This window comes from Pelosinus propionicus DSM 13327 (genome assembly GCF_900114615.1).
GTDB lineage: Bacteria > Bacillota > Negativicutes > DSM-13327 > DSM-13327 > Pelosinus > Pelosinus propionicus.
In genome coordinates, this window is record NZ_FOTS01000017.1 from 44,566 (window position 1) to 66,113 (window position 21,548).

A 21,548-nucleotide genomic window follows, 5' to 3' on the forward strand; every position below is an offset into this window, starting at 1 on the left:
GCTTCGTTATAGCCGTAAAAGAATGACATCACTACAGCCTAGTTTAGTGAGTACAGATTTTAATGCTCATTCTTTGAAATCCTAAATAAAACTTTTCAAGTGGCAGCTCAAGAAAAAACACAAAAAAGCCTTTCGGAGCTTGTCCGAAAGGCATACTTTTCCCATGCAACCTCCCGTCTCAGTCCATTAAAAGATCTAAGCGGCTATAATTCGATATGAAACTGTGGAATACTATAGCAACAAGTTCTTGTTTACAGTATGGTTCATAGCTGATACCACCTAAAGAACACTTCGCTATTTTAACTACAAAACGATAATATCATAATCCATAATAAAAAGACAAGAGTTTTATATAGCAAATCATTGCTTTTATCTTATATGATGATGTTTAATATATAACTGAAAGTCTCTGAATTAAGATATACAAACGATCAAACCTACTATAAAATATATTTAGGAGGTGCTCTTATGAATGAAATAACAGGAGAACAAAAACTCTTGGCTATTTTAGCCCATATATCCTATTTTCTAGGAGGATTGGGGTTTATTATCGCACCATTAGTCATCTTCTTATTAAAAAAAGACGACTCCTTTGTCTATCATCATGCCAAACAGGCTCTCGTTGCCCATTTGAGCATACTGGTTGCGTCCTTCATTGTTAGTTCCTTATGCATATTGGTGATTGGTGTCTTTCTGCTTCCTATCGTAGGTCTTTTGTGGCTCATTCTGCTCATAACATCTATTATTGCAGCAAGTAAAGCCTTTTATGGTGAAACCTATCAATACCCTTTTATCCAAAAACTGATGAATACGTTTTAGTATTAAACGTTGTGCCTTTGATTTTACATTAGGAGGAACTATATGCGTTATAAAATTTATCAATATCTTTCTGTTGGCATTGGCTGCCTGGTAAGCGCTGTTGCAATCAATAGTTTTCTTGTACCTCATCACTTGCTAAGCGGCGGAGTAAGCGGGTTAGCCATAATCTTTTATTATCTAGTGGGCTGGCCTATTGGTTTGCAAATCTTTGCAATGAATCTCCCTCTCTTCTATGCCGCTTATCGGCTCATTGGAAAGGAATATTTTTTAAAAACCATTTATGGAGCTGTTCTTTTTTCCTTCTTCGTAGATGCAACAGGCTATTTGTCCAATTTTATGGTCGTGGACGATCCCATTCTTTCTGCCATTACGGGCGGAATTGTAACAGGTATTGGCTCAGGTCTTATCTTTAAGGCCAATGGCAGCGGCGGAGGGCTTGATGTCGTTTCCAGCATTCTCAAAAAATATTATTCTCTTAATGTAGGTATTGCCTCTTTTTCGGTAAATTGTGTGATTATGGTGATTGCCGCTCTTCTCTTCGGCATTAAACTAGCCATACTAACCCTTATCTCCATGTTTATTGCAGCTAATATTACGGATAATGTCGTGGAAGGATTTAACCGTAAAAAAACCGTGCATATCGTCTCTTATAAAACCGATGAGATTATTAAAGTCATCTTAAAAGAGGTAGGACGAGGCGCAACCATCCTTCATGGTGAAGGTGCTTTTACCCGCCAAGAAAAACAAATGATTTTTGTTGTTGTAAGTTTGACCCAAATTGGTCAGATTAAACTTCTCATCCAAGATGTAGATCCCAATGCCTTTATGATTGTCCAAGATGCTGTAGAAGTTCTAGGAAGAGGTTTCACACTGCCTGGAACAAAACAGCTATAAAAGCGAATTGATGACGCCGAGGTTATCCAAGGGATATGAAAAGGCTGCTCTGTACTGACAGAGCAGCCTTTTCGTATCCTTATTTTGTGATGTAACCCATGCTTATCTCTCGCACAGCACAGGGAAAAGCTTCTTGTAAATCATCAATGTAAGTAGAGACATCACAATTCCTTTTATCAAATTAAAAGGTGCAATCCCTAAAGCAATGAAGGATTTCAAATCAATAATCTTGGGATTTGCGATTGTTCCTAAATTAATAATTTGTTCTAAGGGGAAATGCAGGACAGCTTGATATAAGGGTAATAGAATAAAATAATTCAGCAAAGACGCAGAAACCATCATAGAGAAGGTTCCAACGAGAAGAGAAATCACGGCACTCTGAAGACTCGTATGGCGCCGATATAAATAGCTTGCTGGCAGAATAAAAGCAATTCCCACCAAAAAATTAGCAACTTCGCCAATTCCCATTGTCTGTGTATTCGCAGCATGCAAAACATTTTTTATTAATTCAATAGCAACACCCGCCATAGGCCCAAGTACAAAAGCACCAATAATCACAGGCAGTTCACTAGCGTCTAATTTTAAAAAACTCGGCATCATCGGCAACGGCACTTCAAAAAACATCAAAATTACAGCAATCGCTGATAATATTCCAATTTTAGTAATATATCGCGTATTGGCAGAAATCATATCAAATCCCCCTATTAAAGTAATCCCTATCAACTTATATTTTCTCATCACAGAGCACAAAAAAATTCCCGAAATCTCTTCGGGAATTTTAATTACTACACGCAAACACATCTTTCATGTCGGCTTACTAAGCCCATACACTGATGTATCTCCAGAAAGTTAAACTTTCTATTAAATACATAATGCGCTGCTTTCTCTTCTTACATCCAGACTATACTGTCGGCTTTGGAATTACACCAAATCTGCCTTGCGGCTCGTGGGCTTGCAGAATCTGCTTACCACCGGTCGGGAATTGAACCCTGCCCTGAAGATATTTCAATTTATTTAATTTTAGCCCCAGAGATAATCATTATCACCGAGTGATGATGATGGGTTCATTGTAGCAAATTTTCGGCACCTTTGCAAGGATAATAAACTGAGAAAAATACTGCGGTTCTTAAAGAATCCCCCCATTAAACCGCAAGATACGTTAAATACTTCTCTTTGTTTTGTAGTATTACGAGAATTAGTGAAGCATTCTCTTAAGAAACAGGGCATTGCTTCACTAACCCGAATGGCATATCACTAGCATTCTAAGAAAATGCCTTACAACATTACTTAATAAAATCCCACAGCAGCATCATATTTAATCCGGAAACAATAAGACCGATCCCCCATAACACGATTTGCTGCAAACCAGTATTTGCATATTTCCCCATAACCTTTGTTGAAGATGTCAAATAAATCTGCAAGAATATTGTCCAAGGCAATTGAATACTAAGGAACATTTGAGAATATACCAGCCCTTGAAATGGACTTTCTATGAAGAAGATAGCCACGACTGCCAGCCCGTAAGTTATCGCTACCCCCATCCATGAATGACGGTCTTTAATATCATATGGTTCTCTAAAGATACCTGCAAAGATACTACCACCAGCCATGCCTGCAGTAACAGTAGAAGAAATGCCTGCGAATAAAAGGGCAATTGCAAAAACAACAGCTGCAGCATTCCCCAATAAAGGACGCAGCATAATTTCTGCTTGCTCTAATTCATCAACAGATACCTGATTGCTAAAAAATACGGCAGCAGCAACCAATATCATAGCACTATTAATGGCCCAGCCAATACACATAGAAAATAAAGTATCTGCAAACTCATACTTTAACTGCCGCTTTATCACAGCATCATCTTCCAAATTCCATTGCCGGCTTTGAATGACTTCAGAATGCAGAAATAAATTGTGAGGCATGACCACTGCTCCAAGCACACTCATTACCACCAGCATAGCTCCATCAGGAATAACAGGTGTTACCCATCCAATAGCAGCTTCAGACCATTCAATATTAACCAAGCTTAGTTCAAATAGGAACGCTACACCAATGATTGAAACAAAGCCCATAATCCATTTTTCTAACCGTTTATAAGAATTCGCCCATAACATCCAGCCGCAGCCAATACCTGTTAATAAGGCTCCAAGTTTTAGAGGAATATGAAACAGCATATGCAGAGCAATCGCAGCACCCAATATTTCAGCCATACCAGTGGCCACTGCTGCCGTTATTGCCGAAAGCAATACCGTTCTTGATACTAAGGGACGCAGATATTCAGTAGCTGCTTCCGATAAGCATCGCCCTGTAACAATTCCTAAATGAGCTACATTATGCTGCAAGATGATCAGCATAATGGTAGATAAAGTTACCATCCATAGCAGTTTATAACCATAATCTGCTCCTGCAGCTAAATTGGCCGCCCAATTCCCAGGATCGATAAATCCAACAGTTACCAGTATACCAGGTCCAATGTATCGCAAAATCTCCCTGGCCCTTAGATTCAGCCCATGCTCTTCCTGAAAAAAGCCCTTCACTCCTTTGAGCATAAACAGATTCTCCTTTATATTGTAATTACGCAAATGTACTGTTTTCTTTTATTATTTATTCTTTATTCTTTAATTTATCCCTCTTTAAAATATAGAAAAACGATTATTATAGAATATAATATTTTAATTAATATAAGCTTCATGATAATTAAAAATTCGACAAAATCTCCGAAGGAAAAATATACCTCTCTGTCGAACATAGCAAACATTTCCATCGTTTCAAATAAATTTAAAATCTATCTTTATTTGGGAGGTATAAGTTTATATGAAAAGTCATTTAAAACAAAAAGAATCTTTTCTTTCTAACCCCATAAACCTAAGGCCATATGAAGATAAGTTTAAATCTCTAGCTGATAACTCCCCTGATATAATTATCCGCTTTGATAGATACTTAAAATTTATTTATGCGAATCCTGCTTTAAAAACTGCTACAGGTATTTTACCTGACCAGATCGTTGGTACAAAGTTACGTGACTTTTCACTTTCACCTCATGATTATCAATTTTGGAAAAGTAAAATTTCCAAAGTTTTTGAAACAAAAAAGAGCGTAACCTTTCAGTCTAAATTTAGAACCTTTCACAATGACCCTTTTTATTATCATGCTCATTTGGTGCCTGAGCTTAGTTCTAGCGGTTCCATTCAATCTGTATTATGCACGTTGCGCAATATTACAGATTTAAAACATGCAGAACAAGATCTGAGAAGACACCAGGAACGAACGCAAAACTTACTCAATGCTATTCCTGATACGTTATTTATTTTAGATAAAGATGGGACAATCCTTGATTATCAAGCCTCTCAAAACCTTTTTACCCGCATTTCTACTACCTCTTTTAAAAATAAAAATATTGCGGATCTGCTTCCTCACGCAGCACCCCAAATTATGTATTACTTTGGAAAAGCTTTGACTCATAACAACATGCAATTCTTTCAGTTTCAAGATACAGTCAACACAAAGGTTTATTATTATGAAGGACGAATTACTGCGAACAATAAAAATGATTTTTTCTTAATTATTCGCGATATTAGTTCCTTAAAACAAATGCAGCAGCATTTAACACGCTTTGATCGTCTGCACCTAGTTGGCGAAATGGCTGTCAGCATAGGTCATGAAATCCGAAATCCGATGACAACTGTCCGTGGCTTTTTGCAAATGTTCTTTCAAAAAGATATCTTTCAAAACTATAAAGATCTTTTGGATCTTATGATAACAGAGATTGACCACGCTAACACGATTATGAGCGAATTTATTTCGTTGGCCAAAAATAAGGCTCTAACATTAGAACCACAAAATTTAAATACGCTTATTCGCTCTCTCCATCCTTTAATACAGGCTGATGCAATGATTACAAATAAAATAATCTCTCTCCACTTAGAGCCTATTCCTGATTTTCCGATTGATGATAAGGAAATTAGTCAACTCATACTCCATCTTGCCCGTAATGGCCTGGAAGCTATGCCGCCCCGCTCCATATTATACATTTATACCTTCCTTGAGGCCGGAAAGGTGGTTTTAGCGATTAAAGATCAGGGTTCAGGCATAGCACCTGAGCATGAAGAGAAATTAGTAACTCCTTTTTTTAGTACCAAAGAAAATCAACTGGGTCTAGGACTGGCAATTAGCTATAATATTGCCGCTAGGCATAATGCAGAAATCATGTTCGATACAAGCCCTTTAGGCACTACATTTTATGTAAGATTTAACATGCCGCCATGTGAATGATCTATCGTAATTTTACCAGATTAATATCTTAATAATTTCTATTGACAAGACCTTAAGAAAACGATAAAATTTGTTCCATAAGAATCACTTACATTTCATAAAAGCAGATACAGAACTGGCGGATCGTGGAATAACCACAAGGGACTGTATTTTGAATTAGCCGACCGCCTGGGCATAACTTATTTAGTTGTGTTCAGGCGGTTTTTTTTATTTAGTATATGATTTATATCATAGGCAAAACATGATAATAAGGATATAATAAAGTTAATTGATAACAATTATCAATACTAGGGAGGAATCATAATATGAAACAAGCATGGAAAGAATTTAAACCGGGTAAATGGCAAACCTCAATTAATGTACGCGATTTTATTCAAAATAACTATGCCCCCTATGAAGGCAATAGTGATTTTTTAGCTCCCGTAACGCCTCGCACTAAGAAGCTATGGGATAAGTGCAGCTTATTACTGTCTCAAGAGCGAGAAAAGCAAGGTGTATTAGATGTTGATCCTAATGTTGTTTCCACTATCACTTCTCACCAGCCAGGGTATATTGAAAAAGAATTAGAGATTATTGTTGGCTTGCAAACAGATGCTCCTCTTAAGAGAAGTGTTATTGCTAACGGAGGCGTTCGAATGGCTGAACAAGCTTGCGAGGCCTATGGATATAAACTGAACCCTGCTATAAGTGATATTTATCATAATCATGTGACCACACATAATACTGCTGTATTTAATATGTACACTGATGAAATGAAAAAAGCCCGCAAATTAGGGATTATTACAGGTCTGCCAGACGGCTATGGTCGAGGACGTATTATTGGCGATTATCGCCGCATAGCACTCTATGGAGTTAATCATTTATTAGAAGCTAAAAGAAATGACTTGCAAGGTCTTGCCAATCAACCAATGGATGAAAAAACGCTGTGTTTGCGTGAAGAAGTCTCAGCACAAATTGCAGCTCTTAACGATATAATACTTATGGGAAACTCTTATGGTTTTGACATTAGCCGGCCGGCTGAAAATGCGCAAGAAGCCGTTCAGTGGTTATATCTCGGCTACCTCGCCTCCATTAAAGAACAAAATGGTGCTGCTATGTCTATTGGTCGTGTATCCACCTTCCTTGATATCTATCTTGCCAGAGATTTATCCAATAATACACTGACAGAAAGTGCTGCTCAAGAACTGATTGATCAAATGGTCATTAAGCTACGATTAGCCCGTCATTTGCGTACACCTGATTATAACGAGTTATTTGCTGGTGATCCATTATGGGTCACTGAAGCAATTGGAGGTACAGGACTGGATGGCCGCACTTTAGTAACCCGTACCTCTTATCGAATCTTACACACTTTATATAATTTAGGTCCTGCTCCTGAACCGAATTTAACTATTTTATGGTCGGTAGATCTGCCAGCTGCTTTTAAAAAATTCTGCGCAAAAGTTTCTTTAGACACCAGTGCAATTCAATATGAAAATGATGACATTATGAGACCTGTATATGGCGATGATTATGCAATTGCCTGCTGCGTATCAGCAATGCGTGTTGGTGAACAGATGCAGCTTTTTGGCGCCAGAGCCAATTTAGCAAAAGCCTTGCTATTAGCAATTAACGGCGGCCGGGATGAAAATAGCGGTGAACAATTGGCACCTGTTATGCCGATCCCAACCGGAGAGTATTTGGATTACGAGATTGTTAGGAATAACTTATCAAAAGTTCTTAGCTGGCTGACTGGCTTGTATGTAAACACGATGAATCTGATTCACTTTAGCCATGATAAATATGCTTACGAACGCGCGCAAATGGCGCTGCACGATACCGATGTAAAACGCATCATGGCTTTTGGCGTAGCTGGCTTATCAGTAGCTACCGATTCTTTAAGCGCCATCCGCTATGGAAAGGTAAAGCCGCTGCGTGATGAAACAGGCCTTGCCAAAGACTTTGTTATTGATGGAGAGTTTCCATTCTACGGCAACGATGATGACCAGGTTGATACCTTGGCTATAGAATTAAGCCAAGAATTTAGCCAAAAGTTAAAAGAACACGCCGCTTATCGTGATGCAGAACATACACTATCTATACTTACTATTACCTCTAATGTTATGTATGGCAAAAAGACAGGCGCAACTCCTGACGGACGTAAAGCAGGTCAAGCTTTTGCCCCGGGTGCCAACCCAATGCACGGTCGAGATAAAAAAGGTGCACTCGCCGCTATGCAGTCTATCTGCAAACTATCTTATGATGATTGTCGTGATGGAATTTCATATACCTTCTCTATTCTTCCTGCTACCTTAGGAAAAACAGCAGAAGCCAGAATACAGAATTTAGCAGGCATATTGGACGGCTATGCAGCAAGCCAAGGACATCACATTAATGTAAATGCCTTAGATCGCAGCATTTTGGAAGATGCAAGAAAGCATCCTGAAAAATACCCTCAGCTTACCATTCGAGTATCAGGTTATGCCGTTAACTTCATTAAGCTCACTCCTGCTCAACAAGCAGAAGTAATTGAACGCACATTTTACGAGTCATTGTAAGAAAATATTAAAATACAATTAAAAAGATAATCCGAACCACAAAGACACTCACAACACAAAGATATTTCACAAAGGGTCTATCAAAATAGTCTTTTGTAGTCCTCTTTGTGTACGACAGAGCCTTTGTGGTTCAATTATTTTTTAGCGCTAGGAGATGTTCACTATGCAAGGGTATTATCATTCTATAGAACACTTTGGGACTGTTGATGGACAAGGTATTCGTTATGTACTATTTTTGTCCGGCTGTCAATTGCGTTGCCGCTTCTGTCACAATCCTGATACTTGGCAGCAAAACTGCCAAACCATTACCACAGAAAAAATTTTAAAAGACCTGCTACATTATCGACACTTTTATGATGCTTCCAACGGAGGAATTACAGCAAGCGGTGGTGAACCATTGCTTCAGTCTCAATTTCTTGCCGAGCTGTTCCTTGCCTGTCAAAGCCATAATATCCATACTACCATTGATACTGCTGGATATTATGATCCAAAGCACCTCACTACTGTTTTACCCTACACCAATGCAGCATTATTTAGCATAAAGGCTGTAGATCCCCAAAAGCACCGTTGGTTGGCAGGGTTTGATAATCAGCAGATTCTTGAAAATTTAAACTATGTAGCCCAGTCAATTCCCATGACGTTACGCTATGTAATCATCCCGGGGCTCACCAATTCATTAGAAGATTTACAGGCACTTGCTGGTCTTGTTCATACTCTGCCGGCTTTAGTCCCAATTGAAGTACTGCCCTATCACTCTTTAGGACGGCACAAATGGAAAACACTGAATATGAAATATACCTTAGATGATATTCCTGATGCTACTACCCAAGATATAGCAACTGCCTCTAATATCCTAAAATCGGAAGGTATTACTATCGTATAAGAACACTGACGGGCAAAATAGAAGCGAACCGCAGATTTGCAGAGAACACATAGAAAAGATAGATGGGATTTTTTTTGCACTCTCTGTTCCTCTGCGATTCCGTCATTCTTTTTTTTTGTTTGTGTGTGTTCCATCTAAGGGTGAATGCTTGGCGGCAACTTAGTTATATCAAAGTTTTGAGCAACGTCAAAACTGCGATTGTACCTCCAGTCCATATGATCCATTTAGAAACATTCCATCTCCCTGCTGCTGCCTCTACTTGATCATCTATAATTGTCCCTACTTCTTTTATTTTCACTTCTGCATCTTTGATGAGCTGTTCTACGTCCTTACTGCTTTTTTCAAAATCATTTCTCATATTTTTCATCTTGTCACCCCTTTTCTATAAGATTAATAAAACAAGTTACTTACCATACTATATGCATTATGTATAGTAGATGTTCTTATTGTAAAGCTCAGGAAAAAAATACATAAAGCAGTCTTTAAACAATTACAGGATTGATTCGCTATGCTCACAATGAATGATAGCTAGATACTCTAAAGAACGCTACGCGTCCTTACAAATTTACAAAACAAATTGAACCACAAAGATGCAATGCTGCAACATAGGCATTGCGTCTTTGTGGTTCATGAAATCTTACATATCTCTATTAATTTATTTCATTTTTCCCACTTTCCGAATAATCTCAACTACAGTCTCAGCCGATTTCATTAAAGATGCTACTGGCAGAAATTCATATTTACCATGAAAATTATGTCCGCCAGTAAATAAATTGGGGCAAGGTAAGCCCATAAAAGATAAGCGGGCCCCGTCTGTACCACCTCGAATTGGGTTTATATTCGGCTTTACACCGACTGTTTCCATAGCTTCACATGCTAAATCAATAATATATTTAACAGGCTCAATTTTCTCTCTCATATTATAATAAGAGTCCTTAATCTCGATTGTCGCAGTCCCTGCACCGTATTTCACATTTAAGAGTGCTACCATTGATTTCAGCAGCGATTTACGGTTTTCAAATTTTTGCCGGTCATGATCTCGTATCAATAAATGTAAGGAAGCCGCCTCTACAGCACCGCTAAGTTTATGGGCATGAAAAAAGCCTTCATAACCATCAGTATATTCTGGACTCTGCCCTGCTGGCAGCATCTGCTGATATTCAGCAGCTATCGATAGTGCATTGACCATTTTCCCTTTAGCAGTCCCAGGATGAACACTTCTGCCTTGGATAAAGACGGTTGCATTGGCAGCGTTAAAATTCTCATATTCGATCGCTCCAAGCTCCCCACCATCAACGGTATAAGCAAATTCTGCGCCAAAAGCTGCTACGTCAAATAAATCAGCTCCCCGCCCAATCTCTTCATCAGGTGTAAAGCCAATGCGGACCTTGCCATGAGGAATTTCCGGATGACTTAATAAATACTCTACAGCACTGACAATAGCACACATACCAGCCTTATCATCAGCTCCTAATAATGTCAATCCGTCCGTAACCAATAATTCTTGTCCAATATAGTTCGCAAGTTCAGGAAAATCTTTTGGAGAAAGCAGGATCGACTTCTCGGTATGAAGTACAATGTCTCCTCCATCATAATTTTGCACCAAACGAGGTTTGACTGGACCGCCAGCCATATCGGGACTCGTATCTACATGAGCAATGAAGCCAACTACTGAAGCCTCTTGACAGCCATTGGCTAATAATGTGGCTGTTACATATCCATTTTGATCCACCTGCACTTCAACTAACCCCAAATTCCTTAACTCTTCTGCCACATGTTGAGATAAATCCATCTGTCCCCTTGTACTGGGACACTGAGTGTTCTCTCCATCGGATTGGGTATTAAAACCAGCATACTTAATAAATCGTTGGACTACCTTCTCTTTATTTGATTCCATTTCATACGCCTTCCCTTCTATAATTATACTTCCATTAAAATAATGTTTTTTTATGGCATCCATCACCCAATGACTATTCTTTTATTCTATTAGTGGCAGAGACTGTCAATCTATATATAGTTTTCAATGCATTATATATTCAAAATTTCTTACAAGCAATTTTCTGCCTCGCCAGCTAAATGCCCTATCTTTGTATCTTCTGCTAAACTCTTTGTTTGATATGCTTATCAATTCTTCATAACGTAGTTGCTGCACAAGATTCTCCTGAAATTCCCTTATATTAGAAAAGACGATTTTAGAATTATGAGGACACACATCTTGGCAGCTATCACAGCCAAAAACTAGATTCGTCTTTTTTATAATTTGGATTTCTTCTACTGTCAATTCCCCTTTTTTTTGCGTCAAATACGATTTACATCGTCTTGGATCAATAGCAAAGTTCCCTAAGATAATCTCTCCCGGACATGCTTTACTGCATTGACCACATTGCATACAAGTACGCTGTAATGGTTTATCAACTTTAAAAGGATAATTGGTAAGAATATAACCGATTGCTATATAGGAACCATATTTCTCAGTAATTATATGACTATTTATTCCATAAAACCCAAGTCCAGCTAAATATGCTAAATACCGATCAACTAAAGGTCCATTATCAACAAAAGCCTTATATTCAAATGCTGGCATCTGTTTCTTTAAATAGATTCCTATTGTCTCTAATTTGTCTTTTATAATGCTATGATAATCCAGTCCATATGTATATTTAGCAATATTTGCTTCTGCCTGTTCTCCAGCATAATAAGGAAATATGCATACAATAATTGACTGTACATTTTCCATTGTTGTTTTAGGATCAGTTCTTTTTTTAAGATCTTTTTCCTCAAATTCCGTAAACTGCCCTTTATCAATACGTTCTTTTAAAATTCTTTCTAATTCCCAATAAGGTCCAATGCCTGCTATGCCCATGCATTCAATATGAATTGAGTTGCAAAAATTTCTTAAAGTCTCTTTCATCTGGTGCATCTCCATTTGCTGATTACAATATCGTCTTCTCTATTATAATACTAAAAGGACTTTCATATTTGCTTTTTATTTATGTATTACATTAAAAATGGATCTCCAGCGAAAACTGTAGATCCATTTAATGAAAAAATGCTGGAAGAAATTATGTCTGTTCGGAAAATCGATAGGCATTTTTCCCTGATGCTTTGGCTTGATACATCGCATTATCTGCCTTTTTGACCAAGCTGTCAACATCCTCTCCATCCGTAGGATAAAAACTGATTCCAATGCTGCTGGAAATGGTCACGGTATATCCTAATAACTCAAAGGTCTGATTTAATTGCTTCTTTATTTTTGCAGCAACGATTTCAACGTCTGCACTTTTTGTTACTTCTGGCAGAATCAAGGTGAATTCATCACCACCCATCCGAGCAACAATATCACTTTCCCTTACGCATTCTTTTAAGCGCTCAGCAACTGCCTTTAGCAGCAAATCGCCTTTGTCATGCCCTAAGTTATCATTTACATGTTTAAAACCGTCAAGATCAACGTACATCACAGCCATCATATGGTGATAACGTTTCGCCAAGGCAAGGCATTGATTGATCTTTTCATAAAATAATATACGATTGGGCAACCCAGTCAAACCATCGTGATAGGCATGAAATCGAATCTTTTCCTCATATTTCATACGCTCTGATAAATCCCTAAAGATCCCACAGTACATGGTGGTCTTACCTAATTCATTCTTAACGGCATCAATTACTACCCATTCAGAATAATGTTCACCATTTTTCCGTTTATTTATAATCTCGCCTCTCCACTGTCCATCGGTAAGTAACGAGTTCCAGATATCTTGATAGAATTCTGTTTGATGCCTGCCTGATTTTAATATTCCAGGCGTTTTGCCTACGATCTCATCCATGGAATATCCGCTATGCTTTGCAAAAGCGGGATTCACATATTGGATAATCCCTTTTATGTCAGTCACTAAAATACCATCGCTAGCATGTTCAAATACTTGTGAGGCCAGCTGCAAGCGATTGCGCATTTGCTGCAATTCTGTTACATCCTTTAATGTAATCATTAAATATTTTTCACTATCACGTTGGGCTACTTTAAAGGAGCTGCCAAAATAGAGTATCTGTCCATCTTTACACCAATATTGACGCAAATCAATTTCCAGCAGCCCATGATTTAAAATTTTATTGATATTAGAATTTACCTCTTCCACTTCAGCACCAATGATATCATATATAGAAAAATTGCCTAAATCTTCAACATCATACTTTAATAATTTTAAAAAAGCATGCGTAGCATCAACAACAATTTTCGTATCCATATGAATCATATATGTGATTTCAAGGCTATCTTTTTCTAAAGAACAACAATAATACTTCTTCCCAGGAAGGTGCTGTATATTACGACTAGTTCTACATAAAAATGCTTTTTGAAAGTTTAATGTTTTCAACATATGCCTCCTGTGTTCTTTTCTAGGATCAGCACTTTGCATAATCTTGTATATAATTTCGCCTAATTATGAGCAACACCTTCTAGTCTTTATGCTGTATATCAACTTTTTATCAGCTAAGAGCGTAGTGGAACTGGCAGAATATAAAAAAATACGGCAATAAAATGTGATATGCTCCCTGCTAGAACAAATAAGTGCCAGATCGCATGATTATAAGGTATCTTTTTCCACAGATAAAAAATGCTTCCTAATGTGTAGAATAAACCACCTACCAGCAGCCACGTCATCCCTAAGGCAGGGACTGTTTCAATCAAAGGTTTAATCGCAAAAACGATAAACCATCCCATACCAAGATAACATAAGGTAGAGATAATATTAAATCGCCCAGCAAAAAATATTTTTAAAACAATTCCAATCATAGCAAGCCCCCAAACAACGCCAAAAACAGTCCACCCCAGTACACCATGGAGAGGTACTAAGGTAAAGGGAGTATAAGTCCCTGCAATAAGCAAATAAATTGCAGAATGATCCAGTATCTTAAAGATTCTCTTTATTTTTTCATTCGTAAAGCTATGATAAAGGGTCGAAGCTAAATACAGCAACACTAATGTTGTGCCATAAATACTGAAACTAACAATATGCCAGATATCTCCATGCAAATAAGCCAATACCGTTAACAATACTAATCCTGCAACTGCTAATAAAGTACCAATACCGTGAGTAACCGCATTCATAACTTCTTCCATGTCAACCTCCTAAAAGCTAGATTTCGATCTATTATTTAATAATAACTATTATTTAATCCTTACTAATAAATTATATCATATTTAGGAAGACCATACATATAAGAATAGTTCTCAATTTAAAATAATCTTCCTTTTTTGCGCAGGAGTGCATTGAATCTTGTCGTATCTATACTATAAAATATTATGACAAAGAGGTGTTTTATATGAAGCCGGCTCTTTTAGTAATCGATGTGCAAAAGGCATTCTTCAAAAACCCCGAAACCAGTCAATCTCTCAATCAGGCAATTGCCCAAATTAATATGGGCATTGAATTATTTAGAGAAAAGAAACTGCCCATAATTTGTATCCAGCATATGGTGAAAGAAAATGGATTGCTTCCGGGTACAGAAGGATTTGATCTGCCAGATTCTCTTATGATTCTGCCTACAGACCCACACATCCATAAGACCTATGGAAACGCTTTTAATAAAACCTCCTTAGAGGTATTATTGCGCGAATTGCATGTTGATACTCTCATTATTACAGGATATTGCGCGGAATATTGTGTCCTATCTACTTATCGTGGTGCCCTTGATCTTGATTTTACCCCTGTCCTATTGCGTGGTGCTATCGCCAGCCGCAATCCAGCTAACATTCCTTTTGTTGAAAATGTTAATGATATCATTTCTTATGGTATTTTAAAAAAGCTTGTAACGCCCTTTAAAACAAACCCAGATACTAATCCAGAATATTATAATCTGAAAAAAATGTTATAAAAAATAGACTGCCCAATTTTGAACAGTGAACAGAACCCCAAGGAACGTACACGAAATAAATAGCCCTATCGTAGAATATCTTTAAGTTACGCTGGCTGGCATCTTTTTTCATAGGGTGTCAGCCGCGTTTTTAGCTGAATGCGTTCAAAATTGTAAAAGTAGATATATTCATCAATGATCTGACGAGCTTCATCAAACGTCTTTATCCTATGCCTATGTATGCATTCTGCTTTGAGAATACCAAAGAAATTTTCTGCCATAGCATTGTCATAACAGTTTCCGCGCCTTGACATAGAAGGCGTAATGCCATATTCTTTTGTTAGGTTGAAATATCCTGTGGAAGTGTATTGAAACCCTTGGTCACTGTGGAGTTGCAGCTCTGGAGTGACCCTTTCCTTTTGTTTAGCCTCTTTAATAGTGTTTAGAACCAGATTGACCGTTTGTGTGGTGCTCATCTTATGTGCCACAATACTACCATCGAATAGGTCACGAATTATGGACAAATAGATAATACCTTGTCCCGTGTGAATGTAGGAAATATCCGTGACCCATTTTTGATTGATTGCTTCTGCATGGAAGTCCCTATTGAGTAAATTCGAATATTTATGTAGATGTTCTCCCATACGCTTATACTTTTTGCTACGTCGAATCTCTGCGAGTAAACCGTACTGGTTCATTATCCACTGCGTGACACAAAAAAAAATTGACACATGACTTTAATACTGTATTTAGCTCTATGCCGATAAATTGCTAAATACTTTACCGTTTTTTTCACCTCCTTCCACCGAGTTGAAGAAAAGAGCGTAACAATTCATTTTCCATCTTCAAACGCTTAATTTCATTATCTTTTTCATCTTCAGTGATTTGATAACCTTTAGCTGTTCTGCCTCGCCTCTTGGGTGAAATCCCTGCTGCTAAAGCACGTTGCTTTTGATTATAAAGTTGGACGATGTTTTTTACTGTTTTGATATTCGCAAGTCCAAAGAGCTCTACTATTTCCTTATTGGTTTTTCCTTCGGATTTTAGTTTTATAATATCATCAATAATTACCGAGCTACAATGCTTCATTCCCTTTTTACCAGACATGATAAAACCTCCTATCGTAGATGATAAAATTCTACAATAGGAGGTCTTTTTCTTCAATGTCCGTATTTTCGGGTTCTGTTCATTTCGTGGCAGTCTATTTTTACGTTATTACATAATCACTTTTCTACAAGAAACCTTACACATTTGAAAAGGTCTGACTACCAGTATCCAAGAACTTTCCACCAGACACCTCCAACACCAACCCAAATAACAATGTGCATCAAAGATACGATAAATCCTAATTTCCACCAAGTTTTTTGATCTACATAACCAGCACCAAAATAGACAGGTGACGGCCCAGAGCCAAAATGCGTTAAACAACCGCAAATATTAGAAGCCAGAGCTACAACAAATGCCGATATAAATGGTGGTGCCCCTGAGGCAACACCTAAAGTAATTAAAGCTCCATACATAGATGTAATATGAGCTGACATACTCGCAAAGAAATAATGGCTGTATAGGTAAATCACAAAAGATAGTATAACAGCTGTAAGCATGCTGACTCCTACCATTTGATTTTCCAGGATTTTAGCAAACCAAGGGATAAATCCTGTTTTATTTAAGTAATCCGACATTAAAATAACACTGCCTACCCACACAAGAGTATCCCATGCTTTTGTTTCTTTAATTACATGATCCCATGTAAGAACTTTCGTAAGTAAAAGAACACATAAGCCCATAAAAGCAATTAACGTGCCATTCAGCTTCGTAAATTCTGCTGTTGCCCATAGAATCAATAAACCAATAAATACAGCCATCATGATCTTCTCGCCTCTCGAAATAGGCCCCATCTCTTGCAATACTTTATTAGCCATTTCTTTTGCTTCCGGTGTCTTTTTAATTTCAGGCGGATAAATTTTAAACAGAACATAAGGAATGGCAATGAGCGCTACAACACCTGGAACAACAGCTGCAATAAACCAGCTCATCCAAGTAATATCCACATTCAAAATCTTTTTTGCCAGTTCCGCAGCAATTGGGTTACCAACCATAGCTGTTAAGAACATAGCAGAAACAACAAAATCAATATGAAATACCGATGTCATTAAAAATGCACCAATTTTCCTGGAAGACTCCCCTGGATGAGAATCAAAAGCCTGGCATAAGCTAGCTACAATAGGAAATACAAGTCCACCAGATCTAGCAGAGTTAGAAGGAATTGCCGGCCCTATAATTACATCACTAATCACTAGAGAATACACTAATTTCAGACTGCTATCACCAAAAGACCGCATTACCAAATAAGCGATACGACGCCCAAGCCCTGTAATAATAAATGCTCTTGCTAGAATAAATGCAGAAACAATAAGCCATACCGTAGATCCACTAAAAGCAGTTAATACTTCTGTAAACTTTATCGTATTCGTCAATGCCACCATCACCATGGCAACTAAAGCTACAGATCCCGCTTCAATAGGCTGTAGGATAAAACCAATCACAGTACCCATAAAAATCGCAAATAAATGCCAAGCTTGAGGTTTCAACCCTTCTGGAACTGGCATAAACCATAAGATTGCGACAAGCCCGACCGTCAGCAGCGCTGCAATGCTCTTGTTCATAAAAAACACACTTCCTATCAATTTCATATTATTTGAAAATTCCTATTTTATACTAACATGAAACAAAGAGAGGAAGAATGTTTTGTTCATTAAGTTCATAATGGCACAAAGAAGTCTATATTAAATCATACACTTTTCTAGGAATGAGGACGAACCCGATGGGTTGGCATGGCTTTAAGAGGATCATCCGGCCAATAATGCTTTGGATAACGTCCCATAAGATCTTTCTTCACTTGAAAGTATGTATTGTCCCAAAAACTAGCAATGTCTTTGGTTACCTGGACCAAGCGATGAGCTGGAGATAAAAGATGAAGAGTCATTGCAACCTTTCCCTGCCCAATTTTAGGTGTTTCTTTTAAACCGAACATTTCCTGCAGCTTTACTGCCAGTACAGGTACAGCTGCATCACTATAATCAATAGGTATACGCTGTCCACTAGGAACAAGAATATGGGTTGGTGCCCATTCGTTTAATTTTTGCCCTTGTTCCCAACTAAGCATTCCCCCAAGTATGGCTGTCAAGTTTAGCCGCTGCAGGTGATCACAATTAATCATGCCATATAGATAGGGAGCTAACCACTCTTCCAATGTTATTTTCAAGAAGTCATCTGACACATTTGGCCAATCAGGATCGATTTTATGCATAAACATAAGCCGCTGACGAAATTGACATGCACTTTTTGTCCAGGGCAGAATATGCAGTCCTTCCTCTTTAATTCCTTCAAGGAGAGCAAAGAGGACATCTTCTTTATTACAATTTGCCAAAGGCATACTTTCTAAAAGCAAAGCATCAAATTTTTCAATTCTTCGTGCCCGTACAGCTTTTGCTTCATGATCCCAGACAATACGCTCCTGCACGCTGATCTGTTCATCAAAATGCTCTTTTATCATATATAAGTGAACGGGCGCTGCTAAAAAAATACGCTTTTCGCCTTGCTGATCTCCCCCTAACTCAGCGGCGACCAGATAGGGTTCCATCGCCAGCAATTGAGGTTCTTTAAACACTGCACCATGACCATTACGCAGCAAAAAACGTCCATCTCCCCGCCCTTGACCGATCCGCTCCGGATAAGCAAATGCCAGCAGTAAGCCACAGGCTTCCAAATTATCACTTCCCCCCTGAGGCACTGCAAAAATCTGTTTCCAATAACGAATTTCCGTTTCGATAGTGTGATAGCCGCCTTTACGTACCAGCTCAATGCGTAATCGCAAATCAACATCAGACAATCCTTGAAAAAGCTCTCGATGATTCAGTATAGCTGCCATTTCACAAGCTAGTTTACCATATCCTAGCCTTAAACCCTGAAATACCATATGTGCAATGCGAGGATGAAGACCGATTTTTATCAACTGCTGACCATGAGAAGTAATGCGACCGTCACAGGATAACGCTCCCAGTTGAAAAAGCAATTGTCTTGCTTGAAGAAAGGCAGGCTCAGGCGGCAGATCAAGCCACTGTAATTCACCTGGATTGTGTATCCCCCAAGCAGCTAATTCTAATACCAAGGAGGTCAAATCAGCCTCCATAATTTCCGGAGTGTTTTTGTCCCTATGAACCACTTCTTCCTCGTAGGTCCATAAGCGATAACAAATTCCTTCTTTAGTGCGTCCTGCTCGACCACGACGCTGGTCAGAAACGTCCCGCGATACCTTAACCGTCTCTAAATGCATCATACCTGTACGAGCTGAAAATCGGGGTATCCGCATAAGTCCACTATCAATCACAATGTGCATTCCTTCCAAGGTAATACTCGTCTGAGCAATGGAAGTTGCTAATACAATTTTTCGTTTTCCTAATGTTTGAGAAAACATCGCCAAATCCTGATATTCTTGAGATAAGCCTCCATAAAGTTTGATAATCATGGCATCCTTTTGCATGCCGATTTTTAAAAGCTGGGACTCAACTCTATGTATTTCACCAGCCCCAGGCAAAAAAACTAGCATATCGCCGCCTTCTTCGCTAGCTGCCTCCTGGATCTTTCGCACAACAGCCAGCTCAATTTGCTCTGTAATTGGACGCTGTGCATAATGAGTTTCAACAGGAAAAGATACTCCTTCACTGATGATGACAGGTGCATCTCCTAGCAAGGAAGCAATCGGTCCCGTGTCTAAGGTCGCAGACATAATTACAATTTTTAAATCTTCACGCAGTACAGACTGGGTCTGCAAGCAAAGAGCCAATCCTAAATCAGCATGAAGGCTCCGTTCGTGGAATTCATCAAAAATTATCATCCCAACGTCTTCTACTCCAGGATCATTCTGCAGCAGCCGAGTTAAAATGCCTTCTGTAATCACTTCGATACGAGTTTTAGAACTGATGCAGCTATCGAGTCGAATCCGATAACCTACCGTCTCTCCTACTTTTTCTCCCAGAAGAACTGCCATTTGGCGAGCTGCAGCCCTTGCAGCCAAACGCCGAGGCTCCAGCACGAGAATTTTTTTTCCTATAAGCCAGCTCTCTTGTAATAGTGCCAAGGGGAGGCGCGTAGTTTTACCGGCCCCTGGAGGTGCTACTAAAACGGTATTCATAGAATCACATATCGTCGTTCGTAATGTGGACAAAATTTCATCAATCGGCAGTTTCTTCATTTTGGCAGAAACTTTCGAATGGATTCAGGCACTTTATCTCTAATATACTGTTCAATTTTCAATTGATTTCGGTTATAGAGAATGCCAACGTAAATGATCCCTATACCAGCAACGCTCAAAACAAAAGGAAAAAGTATGGAATGGTTAAATACTCGATATGCTAAGTGACCAATATAACCATTTACTCCAATAGCACCACACACCAAGAATATTTTACGCTGCAGAAGGACTCCCGCAATTAATAAGATGACATTAATGAGACAATATAACATTTTTGACCATTCCTGATTACTGTCAAGAAGCGTAAGCCCTAGCCAAAAAACAAAGGTTCCAAACAAATATCCCCAAAAAGCATAGTCTTCTTTATAGTTATGTTTGCGGCAGTAATAATCCGTAAGAAATGCAATGACCATCATCATTAAACCAAATAGCAATGACATCCAACGCACATTGGTCCACTCACTGCCTATTCCAAAGATGAAAGGCGTTATATCAATGGACAATATATATAAGGAAAAAAATAAAGGTGCTGTTAAGAAAGGGAACTTAAAAAATCGCAGAGCCAGGGATCCACTGACAATGGTCCCCAATTCCATCCAAATCCAGCCGCCACGCATCCACTCATAATGATCTAGGTAATGACCGGGATAGGATTGCGGCCACCACCCCAGAGTCCGCTCTAAACCAAGAATTGCTAAAGGAGTCATACAAACTGCCATTACAATTAGTAATCCTCCGGCAACCTTTAGATCTTCTTTCGCCCATAAGTGCCTTCCAACGAAGATAAAACAACATGCATATAATACAGCAATACTAAACATTCCCATGCCGCCAAGAACTTCCCAAGCCGTATTCATAAACCAACCCATAGCAGAAATAACAATCAACGCCCCTACGTAATAGGCCAAATGTGAAATTTGAAAACCATTTCTGCGCTCTTCTTTTTCATTCCATAAATGCCATAATCGATCACCTTGCTCCTGAGTAATAATATTTTTAAGAACTGCTTCTTCGATTTCTTTAACCGTAATATTCACTTTTA

Annotated in this window: 18 protein-coding genes and 2 riboswitches; of the genes, 6 read left to right on the top strand and 12 right to left on the bottom strand. The window is 38.4% G+C overall.

What is annotated here, in order from left to right; translation table 11 throughout:
• The first annotated feature begins 468 nt into the window (after window positions 1–468).
• Together BMZ99_RS10935 and BMZ99_RS10940 are read left to right on the top strand one after the other, a co-directional pair.
• Complete coding sequence (locus BMZ99_RS10935; RefSeq protein WP_090936666.1) at window positions 469–819, top strand: DUF4870 domain-containing protein; 351 nt, start codon at window positions 469–471, stop codon at window positions 817–819.
• A 42-nt stretch (window positions 820–861) separates the two neighbouring features.
• On the top strand, window positions 862–1,713 hold the full coding sequence (locus BMZ99_RS10940) for a YitT family protein (protein WP_090936669.1): 852 nt from the start codon (window positions 862–864) through the stop codon (window positions 1,711–1,713).
• Between the two features lie 102 nt (window positions 1,714–1,815).
• Here the strand turns inward: BMZ99_RS10940 and BMZ99_RS10945 are convergent, their stop codons facing one another.
• Together BMZ99_RS10945 and BMZ99_RS10950 are read right to left on the bottom strand one after the other, a co-directional pair.
• Window positions 1,816–2,403, bottom strand: coding sequence for an ECF transporter S component (locus BMZ99_RS10945; RefSeq protein WP_090936672.1), 588 nt, complete (start codon window positions 2,401–2,403; stop codon window positions 1,816–1,818).
• A 190-nt stretch (window positions 2,404–2,593) separates the two neighbouring features.
• Window positions 2,594–2,719, bottom strand: a riboswitch (FMN riboswitch).
• A gap of 277 nt (window positions 2,720–2,996) precedes the next feature.
• Complete coding sequence (locus tag BMZ99_RS10950; RefSeq protein ID WP_090936675.1) at window positions 2,997–4,259, bottom strand: Nramp family divalent metal transporter; 1,263 nt, start codon at window positions 4,257–4,259, stop codon at window positions 2,997–2,999.
• Window positions 4,260–4,524: 265 nt separating this feature from the next.
• Between BMZ99_RS10950 and BMZ99_RS10955 the strand changes: the two genes are divergently transcribed.
• The 3 genes from BMZ99_RS10955 (at window position 4,525) to pflA (ending at window position 9,402) form a co-directional block, all read left to right on the top strand.
• Window positions 4,525–5,982 (top strand): PAS domain S-box protein, encoded by a 1,458-nt coding sequence (locus tag BMZ99_RS10955; protein WP_090936678.1) that lies wholly within the window; start codon window positions 4,525–4,527, stop codon window positions 5,980–5,982.
• A 101-nt stretch (window positions 5,983–6,083) separates the two neighbouring features.
• Window positions 6,084–6,163: riboswitch (ZMP/ZTP riboswitch) on the top strand.
• A gap of 124 nt (window positions 6,164–6,287) precedes the next feature.
• Window positions 6,288–8,519, top strand: a complete 2,232-nt coding sequence (gene pflB / locus BMZ99_RS10960) for a formate C-acetyltransferase (RefSeq protein ID WP_090936683.1) — start codon at window positions 6,288–6,290, stop codon at window positions 8,517–8,519.
• Window positions 8,520–8,682: 163 nt separating this feature from the next.
• On the top strand, window positions 8,683–9,402 hold the full coding sequence (pflA, locus tag BMZ99_RS10965; protein WP_090936686.1) for a pyruvate formate-lyase-activating protein: 720 nt from the start codon (window positions 8,683–8,685) through the stop codon (window positions 9,400–9,402).
• A 163-nt stretch (window positions 9,403–9,565) separates the two neighbouring features.
• Here the strand turns inward: pflA and BMZ99_RS10970 are convergent, their stop codons facing one another.
• The 5 genes from BMZ99_RS10970 to trhA form a co-directional block, all read right to left on the bottom strand.
• The gene (locus BMZ99_RS10970) at window positions 9,566–9,769 is read right to left on the bottom strand and encodes a hypothetical protein (protein ID WP_090936688.1); all 204 of its coding nucleotides are present in this window, start codon (window positions 9,767–9,769) and stop codon (window positions 9,566–9,568) included.
• Window positions 9,770–10,057: 288 nt separating this feature from the next.
• Complete coding sequence (gene pepT / locus BMZ99_RS10975) at window positions 10,058–11,299, bottom strand: peptidase T (protein ID WP_090936821.1); 1,242 nt, start codon at window positions 11,297–11,299, stop codon at window positions 10,058–10,060.
• Between the two features lie 123 nt (window positions 11,300–11,422).
• Complete coding sequence (queG, locus tag BMZ99_RS10980; RefSeq protein WP_090936691.1) at window positions 11,423–12,313, bottom strand: tRNA epoxyqueuosine(34) reductase QueG; 891 nt, start codon at window positions 12,311–12,313, stop codon at window positions 11,423–11,425.
• Window positions 12,314–12,464: 151 nt separating this feature from the next.
• Entirely contained in the window at window positions 12,465–13,775 is a 1,311-nt protein-coding gene (locus tag BMZ99_RS10985; protein ID WP_245754921.1) for a sensor domain-containing diguanylate cyclase, read from the bottom strand.
• Between the two features lie 113 nt (window positions 13,776–13,888).
• Window positions 13,889–14,518, bottom strand: a complete 630-nt coding sequence (gene trhA / locus BMZ99_RS10990; RefSeq protein WP_090936697.1) for a PAQR family membrane homeostasis protein TrhA — start codon at window positions 14,516–14,518, stop codon at window positions 13,889–13,891.
• Between the two features lie 203 nt (window positions 14,519–14,721).
• Between trhA and BMZ99_RS10995 the strand changes: the two genes are divergently transcribed.
• A complete protein-coding gene (locus tag BMZ99_RS10995) occupies window positions 14,722–15,273 on the top strand; it encodes a cysteine hydrolase family protein (RefSeq protein WP_090936703.1) in 552 nt (183 codons plus the stop codon).
• An 86-nt stretch (window positions 15,274–15,359) separates the two neighbouring features.
• Here the strand turns inward: BMZ99_RS10995 and BMZ99_RS11000 are convergent, their stop codons facing one another.
• The 5 genes from BMZ99_RS11000 to BMZ99_RS11020 form a co-directional block, all read right to left on the bottom strand.
• Window positions 15,360–15,950 carry an IS3 family transposase gene (locus BMZ99_RS11000; RefSeq protein ID WP_090936706.1) on the bottom strand — a complete coding sequence of 197 codons (591 nt, stop codon included), beginning with the start codon at window positions 15,948–15,950 and terminating at the stop codon, window positions 15,360–15,362.
• A gap of 94 nt (window positions 15,951–16,044) precedes the next feature.
• The gene (locus BMZ99_RS27005) at window positions 16,045–16,359 is read right to left on the bottom strand and encodes a helix-turn-helix domain-containing protein (protein WP_245754922.1); all 315 of its coding nucleotides are present in this window, start codon (window positions 16,357–16,359) and stop codon (window positions 16,045–16,047) included.
• 158 nt (window positions 16,360–16,517) lie between these two features.
• Complete coding sequence (locus BMZ99_RS11010; protein WP_090936709.1) at window positions 16,518–17,918, bottom strand: anion permease; 1,401 nt, start codon at window positions 17,916–17,918, stop codon at window positions 16,518–16,520.
• Between the two features lie 137 nt (window positions 17,919–18,055).
• Window positions 18,056–20,506, bottom strand: coding sequence for an ATP-dependent helicase HrpB (gene hrpB, locus BMZ99_RS11015; protein ID WP_090936711.1), 2,451 nt, complete (start codon window positions 20,504–20,506; stop codon window positions 18,056–18,058).
• Complete coding sequence (locus tag BMZ99_RS11020) at window positions 20,503–21,543, bottom strand: DUF2157 domain-containing protein (RefSeq protein ID WP_090936714.1); 1,041 nt, start codon at window positions 21,541–21,543, stop codon at window positions 20,503–20,505. The genes hrpB and BMZ99_RS11020 overlap by 4 nt, the downstream gene beginning before the upstream one ends.
• Window positions 21,544–21,548: the final 5 nt, after the last annotated feature.